Source organism: Catenuloplanes indicus, assembly GCF_030813715.1.
Taxonomy (GTDB): Bacteria; Actinomycetota; Actinomycetes; order Mycobacteriales; family Micromonosporaceae; genus Catenuloplanes; species Catenuloplanes indicus.
Map to the genome: position 1 here is coordinate 117,962 of NZ_JAUSUZ010000001.1, position 13,684 is coordinate 131,645.

A 13,684-nucleotide genomic window follows, 5' to 3' on the forward strand; every position below is an offset into this window, starting at 1 on the left:
CGCCGTGATCCGCGTGCTGCTGGCCGACGACGAGACGATGATCCGCGCGGGCGTCGCCGCGATCCTCGCCACCGAACCGTCGATCGAGGTGGTCGCCGAGGCCGGGAACGGGCGCGAGGCCGTCGACCTGGCCCGCCGGCACCGCCCGGACGTGGCGCTGCTGGACATCCGCATGCCGGTGCTGGACGGCCTGGACGCGGTCGCGGAGATCCGGCGCGCGGTCCCGTCCGTCGCGGTCATCATGCTGACCACGTTCTCCGAGGACGAGTACATCGCCCGGGCGCTGGACGCCGGTGCCGCCGGTTTCGTGCTCAAGACCGGCGACCCCCGCGAACTCGTCACCGGCGTGCGCGCGGTCGCGGACGGCGGCGCGTACCTGTCCCCGAAGGTCGCCCGGCGCGTCATCACCCGCTTCGACGGCAGCGACACCGGCGGCCACCTGACCCGCGGTGTGGCCGCCCGGGAGCGGCTGGCCGCGCTCACCGACCGGGAACGCGACGTGCTGCGGCTGCTCGGGTCCGGGCTGTCCAACGCGGAGATCGCCGCCGAGCTGCACCTGGTCGAGGGCACGGTGAAGACGCACGTCAGCGCGATCCTGTCGCGTCTGGGCCTGCGCAACCGGGTACAGGCCGCGCTGCTGGCCTATCAGGCCGGCCTGACCGGCTGACGCAGCACCGCGCGGGCGGCCTTGCCGGTGCCGGTGAACCCGGCGAGCCACCGTCGCAGCTCACCGTCCGGCACCGGGACCGCCACGTCCGCCAGCAGTTCGGTCGAACCGAACACCCCCCGCGCGGGTACGGTCGAGCGCCGGCAGCAGCGCGGCCAGGATCGCCGCGACGTCGGCGCCCCGGCCGGCCTCGGCGACCACGCGCAGCGACGACGCCCACCGGTGCAGCGGCGTCACCGGCGCCAGCCAGGCCGTCGCGGCGCCCAGGCCGGCGGCCGGGAGGCGGTGCGGGACCAGATCCATCAGGGCGTCCACTCCGGACACGTCGGGACCTGTGCGTCCAGGTGCGGGGGCGGCCGCGACCGCGGTGCGGAAGGCCGTGGCGCGCTCGTCGATCAGACGCAGAAGATCAGCGAAATCCATCGGAGCTGTCTACCATCGACCGTCCTTCGGGGCACGCGAGTTTCGCCGGCTGCCGTGGCGCACGCGGCGGCAGCACTCGCTCGAGGAAGGTCCGCACGCTGCGATGGCCGGTAAGCCTCGTCACCCTGGGCTCAGCACGCAGAACTCGTTGCCCTCCGGGTCGGCCAGCACCGCCCACGGCACGTCGCGCTGGCCGATGTCCGCCGGTGTCGCGCCGACCCGGATCAGCCGGGCCACCAGTTCCCGCTGATGGTCCAGGGAGGTGGTGGCCAGGTCGAGGTGCACGCGGTAGTCCACGGTCTCCGGGTCCGGCACCGTGACGACGTCGACGTAGAGCACCGCCGGGTCGGGGTAGGTGAACCCGGCCGGTTCGACGTTGGTCACGCCCGGGCCTTCGCTGGAGGTGTCCCAGCCGAGCGCGTCCGCCCAGAACCGGCCGAGGGCCGAGTCGTCCCGGGCCTTGATGTTCACCTGCACCAGACGCAGCGGCATGCCGCACACCCTAACGCTGCCACCCGGCCGCACTGGCCGCGTACACCGCCCGGCGCGCCCGGTTGAGATTCCCCAGCGGCCGGAACCGCGCCGGGCAGTTCCACGGGCTGAACGCCATCGCGTGCACCCGCTCGTCGTCGAGCGCCTCCGGCCCCGGCACGGTCAGCGTCGCCACCGGCGTCCACGGCGCGTCCCACTCCACCGCGCCGTCCTCGATCGGCGTCCGCTCCTCGGACACGAACCGCTGCACGCTCAGCGTGAACCGCACCGGCCCCCGCGCCAGCCGCGCCCGGAACTCCACCCCCAACCCGTCGAAGCCCGCCACGGGTACGGCGGGCGCCGGGTCGAGCGGACTCAGCCGGAACCGCACCGGCCCCGCGTCACCCCAGAGGACCGCGCCCCGGCTCCAGTACGACTCCAGCGCCAGGCTCTCGCTGCGCCGGCTGGCCCGCCGCAGATTCCCGGCGATCCGCAGCGTCTCCCGCACCCCGACCGCGGCCACCATCCGCGGCAGGGCCAGCGCGCGCGGCCCGGCCCCGATCTCCGCCACGGCCACGAACTGCTGCGCGTCCCGTACGTGCGACACCGGATAGCTGGTCATCAGCAGGTCGTGCACGCCACCGCCGGGCAGCGCGACCTTCAGCGCCGCGCCGCGCAGATCCGGTTCGGTGTCCGCCCGGGCCACCCCGGCGGCGTTGGACAGCCGTACCGTGGTGGCCAGCCGCGCCCCGGCGACGAACGCACCGGCGTGCCACGCCGCCGGCAGATCCGCGGCGAACGCCAGCTCGGCACCGGTCACCCCCACGACGGTCTTCGTGTGCAGCGTCCGGTGCGCCGCGGCCGAGCCCGCCGTCCGCGCATGCCTGGCCTGCACGTCGCGCATCCGCCGCGCGTACCCCTGGAACAGTCGCTCCTCGGCCTCGGCCGAGCCGCCGTCGTAGATCTCGCGCCACCCCTGGCTCTTCACCATAGTGGTCGATCATGCAGCGTGCAGCCGTACCGTGATCAGGCGGGGCGGTGATCAGAGGTCGTCGGGGAACGCCGGGCGGTTACGCCGCGGCGAAACGTGACGCACCATGCGAGGATCGCCGCGTGCAGGAGCTGAACTACGTCGAGGGCGACGCCACCGATCCCGTCGGCGACGGTCCGCGGATCATCGCGCATGTCTGTAACGACATCGGTGCCTGGGGCAGGGGAATCGTCCGGGTGATCTCCCGGCGCTGGCCGGAGCCGGAGCGGGAGTTCCGCCGGTGGCACGGCGAGCCGACGTTCCGCCTCGGCGCGGTGCAGCTGGTGCCGGTGGCCCCGGAGCTCTGGGTGGCCAACATGGTCGGCCAGCACGGCATCGCCACCCGTCGTGGCCTGCGTACGGAGTCCGGCTACGAGGCCGATGCCGGGCCGCCGGTCCGCTACGAGGCGATCCGGGAATGCCTGACCACGCTGGCGGCCCACGCCCGTACCGAGCACGCCTCGGTGCACATGCCACGCATCGGCTGCGGTCTGGCCGGCGGCACGTGGGCCGAGATCGAACCGCGTATCCGCGAGACGCTGTGCGCGCAGGACGTGCCCACGGTCGTCTACGACCTGAAGGCGTGAGGCCCGCCGCACCCTCGATCCCCGGAACGCATGCCGCTCGTCGTGGCCTGCCCGGACCGGGAGACGCGCGCCGCCCCGCGCCGTAGAGGAACGCAGAGGGTGGCGGGGCGGCGCGCTCCGGTCCTACGCGGCCGTCTCCGGCGCGCTGCTGCCGGTGTACTCGGGCAGGTCGGCGACGAGCTTGGTCAGCTCGGCGTCGTTGGCGTAGCGCCGCCGGTGCAGCTCGGCGATCCTGGCGCCCATCTCGGGGTCCGGGTCGTCGGTGATGTCGAACGAGTGGAACTTCTCCACCAGGGGAAGGCCGACCCGGTCGGTGTTGGAGTGTGCCGGGTGGGTCAGGTACTCCCAGTAGCCGTCCAGGTCCTCGATGACGAACACCGCGCCCCAGTCGAACTCGCCGCCGAAGTCCGGCCCGACCACGAACGACGTCACCGACGGGATCACCCGGCCCTGGTTGCGCAGGCTCTCCAGCGCGGTCTCCAGCTGCTCCGGCGGGACGCCTTCCTTGATCTTGATGCGGTTGCCGTGGTAGATCATCTTCTTCTCCTCGGTCATGCGGATCGGGTGGTTTCCCAGCGCCCGAGGTGGCGGGCGGTGAGGCTTGCCGCGGCGCCGCCGAGCAGGGCGACACCGGAGTACGTGAACGTCGCGGCGATGCCGAACCGGTCGACCGCGGGCTGCATGACCAGCGGTGACAGGAACTGGCCGAGGAAGATCGCCGTGACCAGGCCGCCGAGCACGCGTCCGCGCCGGGCCGGTGCGGCGGTCTCGGCGAGGCGCGTGTTGAGGTTCGGCACCACGAGGCCGACGCCGCCACCGCCGATGAGCACGCCCGCGGCGATCTGCGCCGGCGTGTGCGCGGTTCCGGCGACCGTCCAGCCGGCACCGAGCAGCGCGACACCGAGCGCGGTGATCGTGGCCGGTGCCCGGCGCCGCCGCAGCCGCGGGAAGGCCAGCGCGCCGGCGACACCGGTCAGCGTGCTGCCGGCGATCACCACGCCGGTCACGGCCGTGCCGGCGCCGATCGTGGTGAGCCAGAACGGCAGCTGCGTGGGGGGCCATGTAGAAGATGACCGTGGCGCCGGCCGCCAGGACGTACACCCCGATGATCTCCCGGCTCACGCCGGTCGCCGCGGTGGGGGGAGCCGTGCACCGCGCCGGTACGCCGGGCCGGCTCGCCCAGGAAGAGCGCGGCGGCCGGCAGGATCAGCGCGGCCGCGGCGTAGAGCGCCAGCGAGGCGATGAGCAGCGGCCGCCGTCCGACGCGGTCGGCGAGCAGCCCCGCGGCCGGCGCGGTCACCGCGATGGCCAGCGACGTCACGGTCAGGGTGAGGCGGACCAGGACCTCGGCCGCCTGGGTCCCGGCGTACGCGGCGGTCATGGCGGGCAGGCCGGGAGCGATGATCGCCGCCCCCATGATGGTCAGACTGGCCGAGGCCAGGACGGTGGCGCGCGCGGCGGTCGCCGGCGGCCGCGTCGAGATGGTCGTCATGGGTTCGTCCCCGCGGGCCGCACCGGCGCCTCAGGAGGCCGGGGCTTCGGCGGTCCGGCGCAGTAGCTCCAGCCAGGACACGATCGAGGCGTTCAGGGCCTGGCGCAGGTTGTCGGTGTCGGCGCGGACCGGGTTGCCGTCCCAGGACTCCGCGGTGCCGACGACGGTGGCGTCACCGTCGGCGGTGAAGGTCCACTCGTCAAGCCGACCGGTACCGCGACGCGCTCGCCGAGGTCGAGCACCTGCCCGGCGAGGACGCGTGGGAGCGGCGGATGCGCGAGGTGAGCTATCTGGCCCAGATCTGGTGGGTGCCGTTCCTGCTCGCCCGCAAGGACCGGATGAGCATGGCGCACGGCCTCGAGGTCCGGGTGCCGTTCGCCGACCATCGACTGCTGGAGTACCTCTACCACGTACCGTGGGCGATGAAGTTCTTCGACGGGAAGGAGAAGAGCCTGCTTCGTGCGGCCGTCGCGGACCTGCTGCCCGATTCGGTGCTGCAGCGGCGGAAGAGTCCTTATCCGTCCACTCAGGACGCGCGGTACGAGCGGATGCTGCGGGCACGCGCCGGCGAGATCCTCGCCGACCCGGCGGCGCCGAGCGCCGGGCTGCTCAACGTGCCGGCGTTGACGGAGCTGTTCCGGTCGCCGCTGGAGAGCAGCGGGTTCGGGCCACGGCGGCGCTGCGCCGAGCTGGTGGCCGGACTCGACGACTGGCTGCGCCGCTATCCGGTGCGGTTGCGGCTGCCCTGACCGGTGCGCCGCCTCACCCGCGGTCGGCGGAGATCTCCCGGGCCCAGGGCAGCAGCAGCCGTTCCAGGCCGGCGACCAGATAGAACAGGCCCGCGCTGAGCAGGGCGAGCAACACCAGGGCCACGAACGCCAGCGGCGTGTCGAACTGCGCGGACGCCTTGACGATGACGCTACCGAGACCGGAGTTCGGGTTGTTGGTCTCGGCCACGACGGCCCCGATCACCGCGAGCGGCACGGAGAGCTTGAGCCCGACGAAGATCTGCGGCAGTGCCCACGGCAACCGCACCTTGACGTACGCCTGCCAGCGTGACGCGGCCAGTGACTCGATGAGCTCGCCCAGCTCGGCCGGTGTCGAGGCGAGGCCGGACATGGTCGTCACCAGCATCGGGAAGAAACAGATCAGGACGACCAGCACGACCTTCGGCTCGATGTCGAATCCGAGCCACACCACCAGCAACGGGGCCAGCCCCACCTTCGGTACGGCGTTGAGCGCCACGAGTACCGGCATGACCGCACGCTCGACACCGCGGAACGCGGCCAGCAGCACGGCCACGGCGAACCCGCCCGACATGGCGATGCCGAAGCCGGTCAGCGTCACCTCGACGGTCTCCAGCGAACGCTCCAGCAGGTACTGCCCGCGCCCCGCCGCTCGCAGCGACTCGACGAGGTCCGGTGGCCCGGGCAGGAAGAGCGGACTGACCTCGAACAACACGGTAACCAGCCACCACAGGCCGACTGCCACGGCGATCCCGAGCAGCGGCAGCCCGATCGCTGGCACGCGCCACCGTGAACGGCCGCCGTTCACCCGTCACTCTCGGGAAGGAACCGGGTGTCGGCGACGTCGGCGGGGGTCAGCCCGGCAGGGATCAGGCCGAGTTCCTGCAACAGGGCGATGTTGCGCGCCATCCGGGCCTCGTCGAAGGTGCCCACCGCGACGCCGGCCGCCGGCAAGCTGTTCGGCTTGAGGATCGCCAGCTCCTGTGCCGCCTGGCCGGCGTCGGCCGTGTTGTCGATCCCGTGCAGGACCGTGCCGATCTCCTCCGGGTTGCTGACGCCGTACTTGACCCCCCGCATGATCGCCTGGTTGAACCGCCGGACCAGGTCCGGGTTCCGGTCGATGACGTCCCGGTGCGTCATGATCGTCATGCCGTACAGGTCGGCGATGAAGTCGCTGTACGGGAACATGACCACCGGGCGGCCGCCGGCCAGCTTCTCCAGGCCGGGCTTCGTCGGCAACTGCGTGGCCAGCGCCGCCACCCGGTTGCTCGCCAGCAGGTTCCCGCTGTTCTGCGTGGTCGCGTCGATCCAGGTGATGCTCTTCTCGTCGATGCCGGCCAGCCGGGCGAACGCCGGGAACAGTGCTCTCGGGGCCGCGCCGACCACCGCGCCCAACGTCTTGCCCCGCAGGTCGCGTGGTGAGGTGAAACCCATGTCCGCGAAGGCGGCCACCGCGTTGAGGGTGCGCTGGTGCACCACACCGACGATCCGTAGCGAGCGGTCCTCCGGCTTCGCGGCCTTGCCGGCCCGGATGATCGCGCCGGCGGCGTCGATCGAGGCGAACTGGGCCCGGCCGGCGAGCAGCTGGTTGTGGTTGTAGTCGCCGGCCTGGCCGTACTGGACGTCGACCTCGATCCCGGCGTCGGCGAAGTAGTTCTTGTGCACCGCGGCGTGGATGTACGCGTCCCGGCCGAGATTGCCGAAGGAGGTGAGGTACGTGACCCGGTCGAGCGTGCCGCCGCCGCTCCGGTCGTCGCGGGAACAGGCGGCGAGTGCCACGCCCGCGGCCGAAGCGGTCGCCGCGGCCATGAACGTCCTGCGCGAGAGCGTCATCGCAGCTTCCATCCCGTGTGAGGTGACGTGCAGGGCCGGTGAGCCGGCCGTGCGCCCGGGTCGGCAGCACCGTCCGGACGCCAGCGGACGGGGAACGACGATCACCTGGGAACCGAGCGACAGCACTTCCCCGGTGTGCTGGTCCGGCGGGCCGACGCTACAACGTCCACCGCCGCCGGAGGACATCGAAGCCGGTCTTTCACAGGTGGTGCGAGATGTCAGCCCGGCGACGCAACAGCCGCCCGGCGGCGTGCATGATGCCGATCCGCCGGCCCGTTCCCGGTGGTGGCTCAGGCCGGGCCGGTGCGGCCGCGCAGCCGCACCTCCCACAGGGTGGCGCACACCGCGTCGATGCCCTGCCGCAGGTGACGCCGGTACGTACTGAACGACATCCCGGCCCGCCGGGCCGCCGCCTCCTGGGTGGGCACGCCGGAGAAGTACGTGGCGGTCAGCGCCTCGTGGGCCTTGAGCAGCTTCGGGTCCCGGCCGGCCTCGTCGACCGCGTCCCGCAGCAGCGCGCGCAGCGCCGCCACCGGATCGGCCGCGTCCGCCACCGGCCGCGAGCGCAGCAGCTCGCTGAGGGCGAACGCGCGCGGCGAACGCCAGTTCTGCAAGGCCTCGCGCACCGACCGGGCGAAGCCGGCGCGGGTGACGGCCGGCTCCGCCGCCGGTACCTCGGTCTCGTCGAGGATGCGGTCGAGCCACATCTCGAACGGCACCTGCCGCCAGTCCGTGACGAACAGCCCGTACGTACGCTCGCCGACCCGTGGCCGTACACCGGCGTCGGTGAGCGCCCCGCGCAGCAGACGGCCCCACAGCTCGCAGTCGTGCAGCACGATCATTCCCTGGGCGAGGCCCCGGCTGCGCGCCGCGGTCGCCTGCACCCGGGAATGGTGCAGGTTCGTCACCGGCGACGGGACCTGGTACGCCTCCGGATGGATGATGAACCGGGTGATCGCGATGTGCTCGCCGGGCGCGGGCGGCACGGTGCCGGTGCAGTGCTCCCAGGCGGCCGCGACGACCGGGTCGATCGCGATGTCCTGAGGGTCCGGGGACGCGGGCAGCTCCAGGCGGGCGACGAAGGCCACGGCCTGACCGGTGCCGATCGACCGGTAGACGCTGAACCCCTCGGGCTGCCGGCCGGCCCAGTAGCGCACGAGCGCCGCGGACTCTGGTCCCTCCGTGACGGCGGCCATCCGTACGATGGTCTCCAGGTCCTCCGGCCGCAGCGGATCGTCCTCCACCTGGCCGGTGCGCGGCCACACGTACAGGTCGCGCACCTTCCTCAGGTCACGGAACAGGTAGAACAGCTGGCTCATGACGCCGAGCACCTGCCGTTCCGGCAGCTCCCGGATCTGGCGCAGGTACTCGGCCGACAGCGTGCGTTTCATGGCCTGGAACGCCTCCGGCGCCCGCCACCGCAGGTCCGCGACCACCGTCTCGCGGACCGCGTCGTGCGGGTAGCAGCCGTGCGGTGTGCTCTCCATGAACGGCAGGCCGCGCAGCCAGGCGAACAACGCGTGCGAGTCCAGCCCGGGCAGCGCGGCCTGCAACAGCCGCTCCGTGGTGTTGTACGCGTGCGCGGCGACCTCCAGCGCCCGCCGGTGCTCCGGCGACGGCACCTCCCCGATCAGGCCGGCGATCAACGTGCCCAGCGCCGGCGCCGACGGCGCCCACTCCTGAGCCGCACCCGGTCGCGCCGAATCGGCCGCCGCCGCCAGGGACAGCGCGAGCGGGTTCCCGCCGGCGAACCGCAGCACCGCCTCCGTGTTCTCCGGCCGGACGCCGTTGACCGCCAGCAGCCGCCTGGCCTGCTCCTCGGTCAACGGCCCCAGCTCGGCCGCGTGCAGCGCGCCCGCCCACCCCGGATCCGCGGTCCACTCGGTCGCCGGCGCCTGCCGGCCGGCCAGCAGCACCAGGGCGCCGTCGGCGATCCTGGGCAGGAAACGCTGCCACAGCCACGTCTCCAGCCACTGGCAGTGCTCGAACGAGTCGACCACCAGCACCGCGTCCGGCTGGTCGAGCAGCGCCTGCGCGGTCCGCTCGAACTCGGCCGGCGAGTTGCTGACGAACCGCCCGTCCAGCTCGACGATCAGCCGTCCGGCGTGCCGCGCCTCGTCGGCCAGATGCCGGACCGGACCGCGGAGTTCTTCCTCCCGGCCGGCGAGCGCGTCGACCGGGCGCTGGACGGCTATGACGACGACGCCCTGAGCCGGATGGAACGGCTGCTCGCCGACGTGGTCGAGGCCACGGCGGCGCGGAACTGCGGGCGGCCCAGCGGCCCGGCGCCGGCTGACTACCGGCTCTGCCGGGATCACCGCGGCGGTACGACGTCGGCTCATCGCGGCTGCAGCCCGTCGGCCGGCTCTCGGCTGCCGCCGACGACCTGGCCACCGCCATGGACCGCATCCGCGGGCCGGCCTTCGCCGATCACCCTGACCACGATCGAGTCGCCGGCCAGCGGCCCTGCCGCTCGGGCGTCAGACACGGGCGTCACGTCGTGACCGTGCAGGTCATCGCCGACGCAGCCGGCAGACTGCGCACCTGGACGCAGTTCGCAGGGCACCGCCGCCGGCGGCGGACGTGAAGCCGCGAACGGCCACGGTGACCCGCCGGCAGGTGTGACGCGGGCTCGCCTCGGGCCGGAGAGAGGCGTGGTGCTGCGCTGCCGCGGCGCCGGTGGCCGTTCAGCCGGGTGGGGTGTGGGTGCTGTAGACGGACACGTGGGTGTGCGCACCCGGGTCGAAGGGGTGGCCGGTGAGGTCACGGTAGCGGCCGGTGAGGGCGAGGCCGGCGGCTTCGGCGAGGAGGTCGAGTTCGGCGGGCAGGACGTAGCGCAGGCGGTTGGCGACGACGCGGGGTTGTCCGTCGGTGTGGGTGATGCGCAGGGTTTCGATGGTCTGGGCGGTGGTGTCGAGGCGGCCGACGGACATGGTGGGGCGTTCCGGGTCCCATTGGTCGACGTGGAGGGAGTGGCCGTGGTGCCAGCGGTCGGGGTCGGGGATGAATCCTTCGACGATGAGGCTGCCGCCGGGGGCCAGCCGGGCCGCGGCGGCGGTGATGCAGGCGCGCTGGTCGGTTTGGTCGGTGAGCAGGTACAGGGTGGAGAACGCGATGAGCACGCAGCCGAACGCGGCGGCGGTAGGTGGGTGGAGCATGTCGCCGAGGCGGGCGTCGACGCGGTCGGCGCCGGGCTTGGCCCGTAGCCGGTCGAGCATGGCGGGGGAGTTGTCGACGCCGACGACGCGCAGCCCTGCCGCGGCTAGGGGCAGGGCGAGGCGGCCGGTGCCGACGCCGAGTTCGAGTACGGACGCGGGCCGGGCGTGGCGGCGCAGGAACGTCACGACGGCGGGGATGTGGTCGCGGTCGTCGTAGAGGGTGTCGTAGTCGGTGGCCCAGGTCTGCCCGTAGGTGGCGCCCGGGAGAACGGCGGAACCGGTGGTGGTGGTGGTGGGTGAGGTCATCTCGTTGCTCGCCTTACTGCGGTCGCGGGGCGGCGGCGCATCACCGGGTGGCAGGGGCCGATCGGCGGTGCGCGGGGCCGCTGGGACGATGCCGGCGCGTGACGGAGGTGCGCCGGCCGGGCGTGGTCGAACGCCGCGTCCTATATGCGAAGCGAGATCAGTTCTGTACTCGTATGCCCCCGCCCGCCGGCCGTGAATGGGCCGGCGGGACGCCGTGCGGGTGCCGGGACGTGCTGGACGGCGGGTACGGGTAGGGCGACGGTGTCCGGCTGCGGCAGCGCGGCGTCCGGTGCCAGCTCGGCTACCGGGGCGCATTCGTGCGCCCCGGACGGATGCACTGAGCAGACGGCCTGATGAGGCGCGGCCGTGCCGGCGCCGGTGTGGCCGTGCCCGGTGACGGCCTGCGCGACGGTGTGGGTGGTTGTGCAGCAGGTGATCAGTGCGTGAGCCTGCCCGGCGAGCGCGCACAGCAGTAGCAGAATGAGGAGGCGTCCGGCGGCGGGTATCCGTGCGCGGTCGCGGGCGCGTGTCATCCCGTGCCGGGCCGGTGCCTTCGTCATGGTCGGCAGCGTAGCGACGTGCGGCCCGTGGGCGGCACCGACCGGTCGGACGGTTGTCAGCGTCCTTTCCGCTGGTCTTCGGCCTGCCCGGGACCGGGCGCCGGACCGCTGGCGGGCGTTTCGGTACCCGGCCGAGTCGCGGGGCCGGCTTGCTGCCCGGTTCTTGCGAGCGGATCAGTTGCGGCGGCTGCCGGCGCGGTGCGAGGCGTGCCGGCGGATGCGGGTGCCGGTGATGGGTGGAGGTGCCCGGCGCGGGCCAGGGCGGTGAGGCCGGCGGTGGTTCTGCCCGGGCGGTGAAGCGGACCGCGACGGCGGTGTCGGTGCCCGTGATGCAGCGGACGTCGATGGGCAGGCCGCGGCGGCCGGCCGGGCGCGCGTCAGGGCCGGGGTGCCAGGCGCACCCGGCGCAGCAGCTGGGCGTTGAGCGCGACCACGATCGTCGAGGCGCTCATCAGCACCCCCCCGACCGCCGGGCTCAGCGTGATCCCGGCCCAGGCCAGCACACCCGCGGCCAGCGGGATCGCCACGACGTTGTAACCGGCCGCCCACGCCAGGTTCTGGACCATCTTCCGGTACGAGGCCTGCGACAGGCGGATCACGCCGGTCACCGCGCGCGGGTCGGAGGAGGCCAGCACGACACCGGACGATTCGATCGCCACGTCGGTACCCGCGCCGATCGCCAGGCCGACATCGGCGCGCGTCAGCGCCGGCGCGTCGTTGACCCCGTCACCGACCATCGCCACCCGCAGCCCGCGCTCCTGCAGCCCGGCCACCGTCCGGTCCTTGTCGGCCGGCAGGACCTCGGCGAACACCTCGTCACCGGCGGTGAGGCCGAGGTCGGCCGCGACCGCCTCGGCGACCGGCCACGCATCACCGGTGATCATCACGATCTTGCCGATCCCGGCCTGGCGCAACTGCGCGATCGCCTCTCGCGCCTCCGGCCGCACCTCGTCCTCCAGTCCGAACGCGCCGATCACCGCGGGCGTCCCGGCGTCGTCGAGGCGCAGCAGGTGCAGCACCGCCGCACCGCGCTGCGACCACTGCCGCGCCGGTTCGCGCAGGTCGGCCGGCACCGTCGCGCCGAGCTCCCGCAGCAGGGCCGGCCCGCCGACGGCGTAGCCGTGACCGTCCACGACCGCCTGCACGCCACGCCCGGTCAGCGACCGGAACCCGGCCGCCTGCGCGCGCAGGCCACGCCGGCCGGCGGCCGTGGTCAGCGCCCGTGCCAGCGGGTGCTCGCTGTCGGCCTCGACCGCGCCCGCGATGTCCAGCACGTGCTCCTCGGTGAGTCCGGCCGCGGCGGCGACGCCGGTGACCGTGTGCGCGCCCTTGGTCAGAGTGCCGGTCTTGTCGAACAGCACCGCCTCGACCGTGCGCATCCGCTCCAGCGCGAGCCGGTCCTTGACCAGGATCCCGGCCCTGGCCGACACTGCCGTGGACAATGCGACCACCAGCGGGATCGCCAGCCCCAGCGCGTGCGGGCACGCGATCACCAGCACCGTCACCGTTCGCACCACCGCCTGGTCCAGGTCACCGAGCACCCACCACACCACGAAGGTCAGCACGGCCGCGGCGGTGGCGACGTAGAACAGCATCGCCGCGAACCGGTCCGCCAGCACCTGCGCCCGGCCGCGGGCCGACTGCGCCTGCGCGACGAGCCGGCCGATCCCGGCCAGCGCGGTCTGATCACCCACCGCCTCCACCCGGACCCGGATCGCCGAGTCGGTCGCGACCGTCCCGGCCACCACCCGCTCACCGGCGCCCCGCGACACCGGCCGGGACTCACCGGTGATCATCGACTCGTCCAGCGACGCCGCACCGGCCACGATCCGCCCGTCGGCCGGCACCCGCGCGCCCGAGCGCACCAGCACGGTGTCGCCGACCGCGAGCGCGGCGACCGGCACCCGCTCGGCACCACCGCCGGCGGTCAGCCGCTCGGCGTCGTCGGGCAGCAGCGCGGCCAGCGCGGCGAGCGCCCCCTGCGCCTGCCCGATCGCCTTCATCTCCTGCCAGTGCCCGAGCAGCATGATCGTCACCAGCGCCGCCAGCTCCCACCAGAAGTCCAGGCCGAACACCCCGAGACTGGTCGCCAGCGACGCCGCGTACGCCACGCTGATCGCCATCGCGATCAGCAGCATCATCCCCGGCGCCCGGTCCCTCACCTCGGCGACCGCACCGGCCAGGAACGGCCACCCGCCGTAGACGAACACCACGGTCCCCAGCACCGGGCCGGCCAACGACATACCGGGGAAATCGAGCGAGTAGCCGAACCAGTCCATGATCATATGGCTGGTCGCGACGATCGGGAGCGTCAGCACCAGACTGAGCCAGAACTTCCGCCGGAACGCCTCCGGATCGTGGCCGGCGTGCTCGTCGTGTCCACCGTGTCCCGCGCCGCCGTGCGCGGCCAT

15 protein-coding genes are annotated in these 13,684 nt (G+C 73.5%); 3 read left to right on the forward strand and 12 right to left on the reverse strand.

The annotated features are described in order from the left end of the window. The first annotated feature begins 4 nt into the window (after positions 1–4). The gene (locus tag J2S42_RS00815; RefSeq protein ID WP_307234168.1) at positions 5–667 is read left to right on the forward strand and encodes a response regulator; all 663 of its coding nucleotides are present in this window, start codon (positions 5–7) and stop codon (positions 665–667) included. 60 nt (positions 668–727) lie between these two features. Here the strand turns inward: J2S42_RS00815 and J2S42_RS00820 are convergent, their stop codons facing one another. The 3 genes from J2S42_RS00820 to J2S42_RS00830 all read right to left on the reverse strand — a co-directional run bounded on the left by J2S42_RS00820 (position 728) and on the right by J2S42_RS00830 (position 2,552). After that, on the reverse strand, positions 728–1,090 hold the full coding sequence (locus tag J2S42_RS00820) for a hypothetical protein (protein ID WP_307234170.1): 363 nt from the start codon (positions 1,088–1,090) through the stop codon (positions 728–730). A 120-nt stretch (positions 1,091–1,210) separates the two neighbouring features. After that, entirely contained in the window at positions 1,211–1,582 is a 372-nt protein-coding gene (locus J2S42_RS00825) for a VOC family protein (protein ID WP_307234172.1), read from the reverse strand. A 10-nt stretch (positions 1,583–1,592) separates the two neighbouring features. After that, the gene (locus tag J2S42_RS00830) at positions 1,593–2,552 is read right to left on the reverse strand and encodes a catalase family protein (RefSeq protein WP_307234174.1); all 960 of its coding nucleotides are present in this window, start codon (positions 2,550–2,552) and stop codon (positions 1,593–1,595) included. 122 nt (positions 2,553–2,674) lie between these two features. Between J2S42_RS00830 and J2S42_RS00835 the strand changes: the two genes are divergently transcribed. After that, entirely contained in the window at positions 2,675–3,178 is a 504-nt protein-coding gene (locus J2S42_RS00835) for a macro domain-containing protein (protein WP_307234176.1), read from the forward strand. Positions 3,179–3,301: 123 nt separating this feature from the next. Here J2S42_RS00835 and J2S42_RS00840 read toward each other — a convergent pair whose 3' ends face one another. From J2S42_RS00840 to J2S42_RS00850, 3 genes are read right to left on the reverse strand one after another with little or no spacing between them, the layout of a single operon-like run. After that, on the reverse strand, positions 3,302–3,733 hold the full coding sequence (locus J2S42_RS00840; protein WP_307234177.1) for a Dabb family protein: 432 nt from the start codon (positions 3,731–3,733) through the stop codon (positions 3,302–3,304). Continuing rightward, entirely contained in the window at positions 3,730–4,185 is a 456-nt protein-coding gene (locus J2S42_RS00845; protein WP_307234179.1) for an MFS transporter, read from the reverse strand. Before J2S42_RS00845 ends, J2S42_RS00840 begins: the two co-directional genes overlap by 4 nt. After that, on the reverse strand, positions 4,182–4,670 hold the full coding sequence (locus J2S42_RS00850) for an MFS transporter (RefSeq protein ID WP_307234181.1): 489 nt from the start codon (positions 4,668–4,670) through the stop codon (positions 4,182–4,184). Before J2S42_RS00850 ends, J2S42_RS00845 begins: the two co-directional genes overlap by 4 nt. 242 nt (positions 4,671–4,912) lie before the next feature. On the opposite strand from J2S42_RS00850, the gene J2S42_RS00855 reads away from it, so the two are divergent. Next, a complete protein-coding gene (locus J2S42_RS00855; RefSeq protein WP_370879363.1) occupies positions 4,913–5,419 on the forward strand; it encodes an asparagine synthase-related protein in 507 nt (168 codons plus the stop codon). Between the two features lie 13 nt (positions 5,420–5,432). Here the strand turns inward: J2S42_RS00855 and J2S42_RS00860 are convergent, their stop codons facing one another. From J2S42_RS00860 to J2S42_RS00885, 6 genes are all read right to left on the reverse strand, one after another. After that, entirely contained in the window at positions 5,433–6,197 is a 765-nt protein-coding gene (locus J2S42_RS00860) for an ABC transporter permease (RefSeq protein WP_307234183.1), read from the reverse strand. Between the two features lie 23 nt (positions 6,198–6,220). Continuing rightward, entirely contained in the window at positions 6,221–7,249 is a 1,029-nt protein-coding gene (locus tag J2S42_RS00865; RefSeq protein WP_307234185.1) for an ABC transporter substrate-binding protein, read from the reverse strand. A 290-nt stretch (positions 7,250–7,539) separates the two neighbouring features. Continuing rightward, positions 7,540–9,591, reverse strand: coding sequence for an ATP-binding protein (locus J2S42_RS00870; RefSeq protein ID WP_307234186.1), 2,052 nt, complete (start codon positions 9,589–9,591; stop codon positions 7,540–7,542). Next, a complete protein-coding gene (locus J2S42_RS41835) occupies positions 9,588–9,737 on the reverse strand; it encodes a hypothetical protein (RefSeq protein WP_370879134.1) in 150 nt (49 codons plus the stop codon). Before J2S42_RS41835 ends, J2S42_RS00870 begins: the two co-directional genes overlap by 4 nt. A gap of 199 nt (positions 9,738–9,936) precedes the next feature. Then, positions 9,937–10,713, reverse strand: coding sequence for a class I SAM-dependent methyltransferase (locus tag J2S42_RS00880; RefSeq protein ID WP_307234188.1), 777 nt, complete (start codon positions 10,711–10,713; stop codon positions 9,937–9,939). A gap of 937 nt (positions 10,714–11,650) precedes the next feature. Further along, a complete protein-coding gene (locus tag J2S42_RS00885; protein ID WP_307248577.1) occupies positions 11,651–13,684 on the reverse strand; it encodes a heavy metal translocating P-type ATPase in 2,034 nt (677 codons plus the stop codon).

Coding starts and splice junctions, on each gene's coding strand:
- J2S42_RS00820 (WP_307234170.1), bottom strand. CDS start 1,090: ATGGATTTCGCTGATCTTCTGCGTCTGATCGACGAGCGCGCCACGGCC.
- J2S42_RS00825 (WP_307234172.1), bottom strand. CDS start 1,582: ATGCCGCTGCGTCTGGTGCAGGTGAACATCAAGGCCCGGGACGACTCG.
- J2S42_RS00830 (WP_307234174.1), bottom strand. CDS start 2,552: ATGGTGAAGAGCCAGGGGTGGCGCGAGATCTACGACGGCGGCTCGGCC.
- J2S42_RS00840 (WP_307234177.1), bottom strand. CDS start 3,733: ATGACCGAGGAGAAGAAGATGATCTACCACGGCAACCGCATCAAGATC.
- J2S42_RS00850 (WP_307234181.1), bottom strand. CDS start 4,670: ATGACGACCATCTCGACGCGGCCGCCGGCGACCGCCGCGCGCGCCACC.
- J2S42_RS00865 (WP_307234185.1), bottom strand. CDS start 7,249: ATGACGCTCTCGCGCAGGACGTTCATGGCCGCGGCGACCGCTTCGGCC.
- J2S42_RS00870 (WP_307234186.1), bottom strand. CDS start 9,591: ATGAGCCGACGTCGTACCGCCGCGGTGATCCCGGCAGAGCCGGTAGTC.
- J2S42_RS00880 (WP_307234188.1), bottom strand. CDS start 10,713: ATGACCTCACCCACCACCACCACCACCGGTTCCGCCGTTCTCCCGGGC.
- J2S42_RS00885 (WP_307248577.1), bottom strand. CDS start 13,684: ATGGCCGCGCACGGCGGCGCGGGACACGGTGGACACGACGAGCACGCC.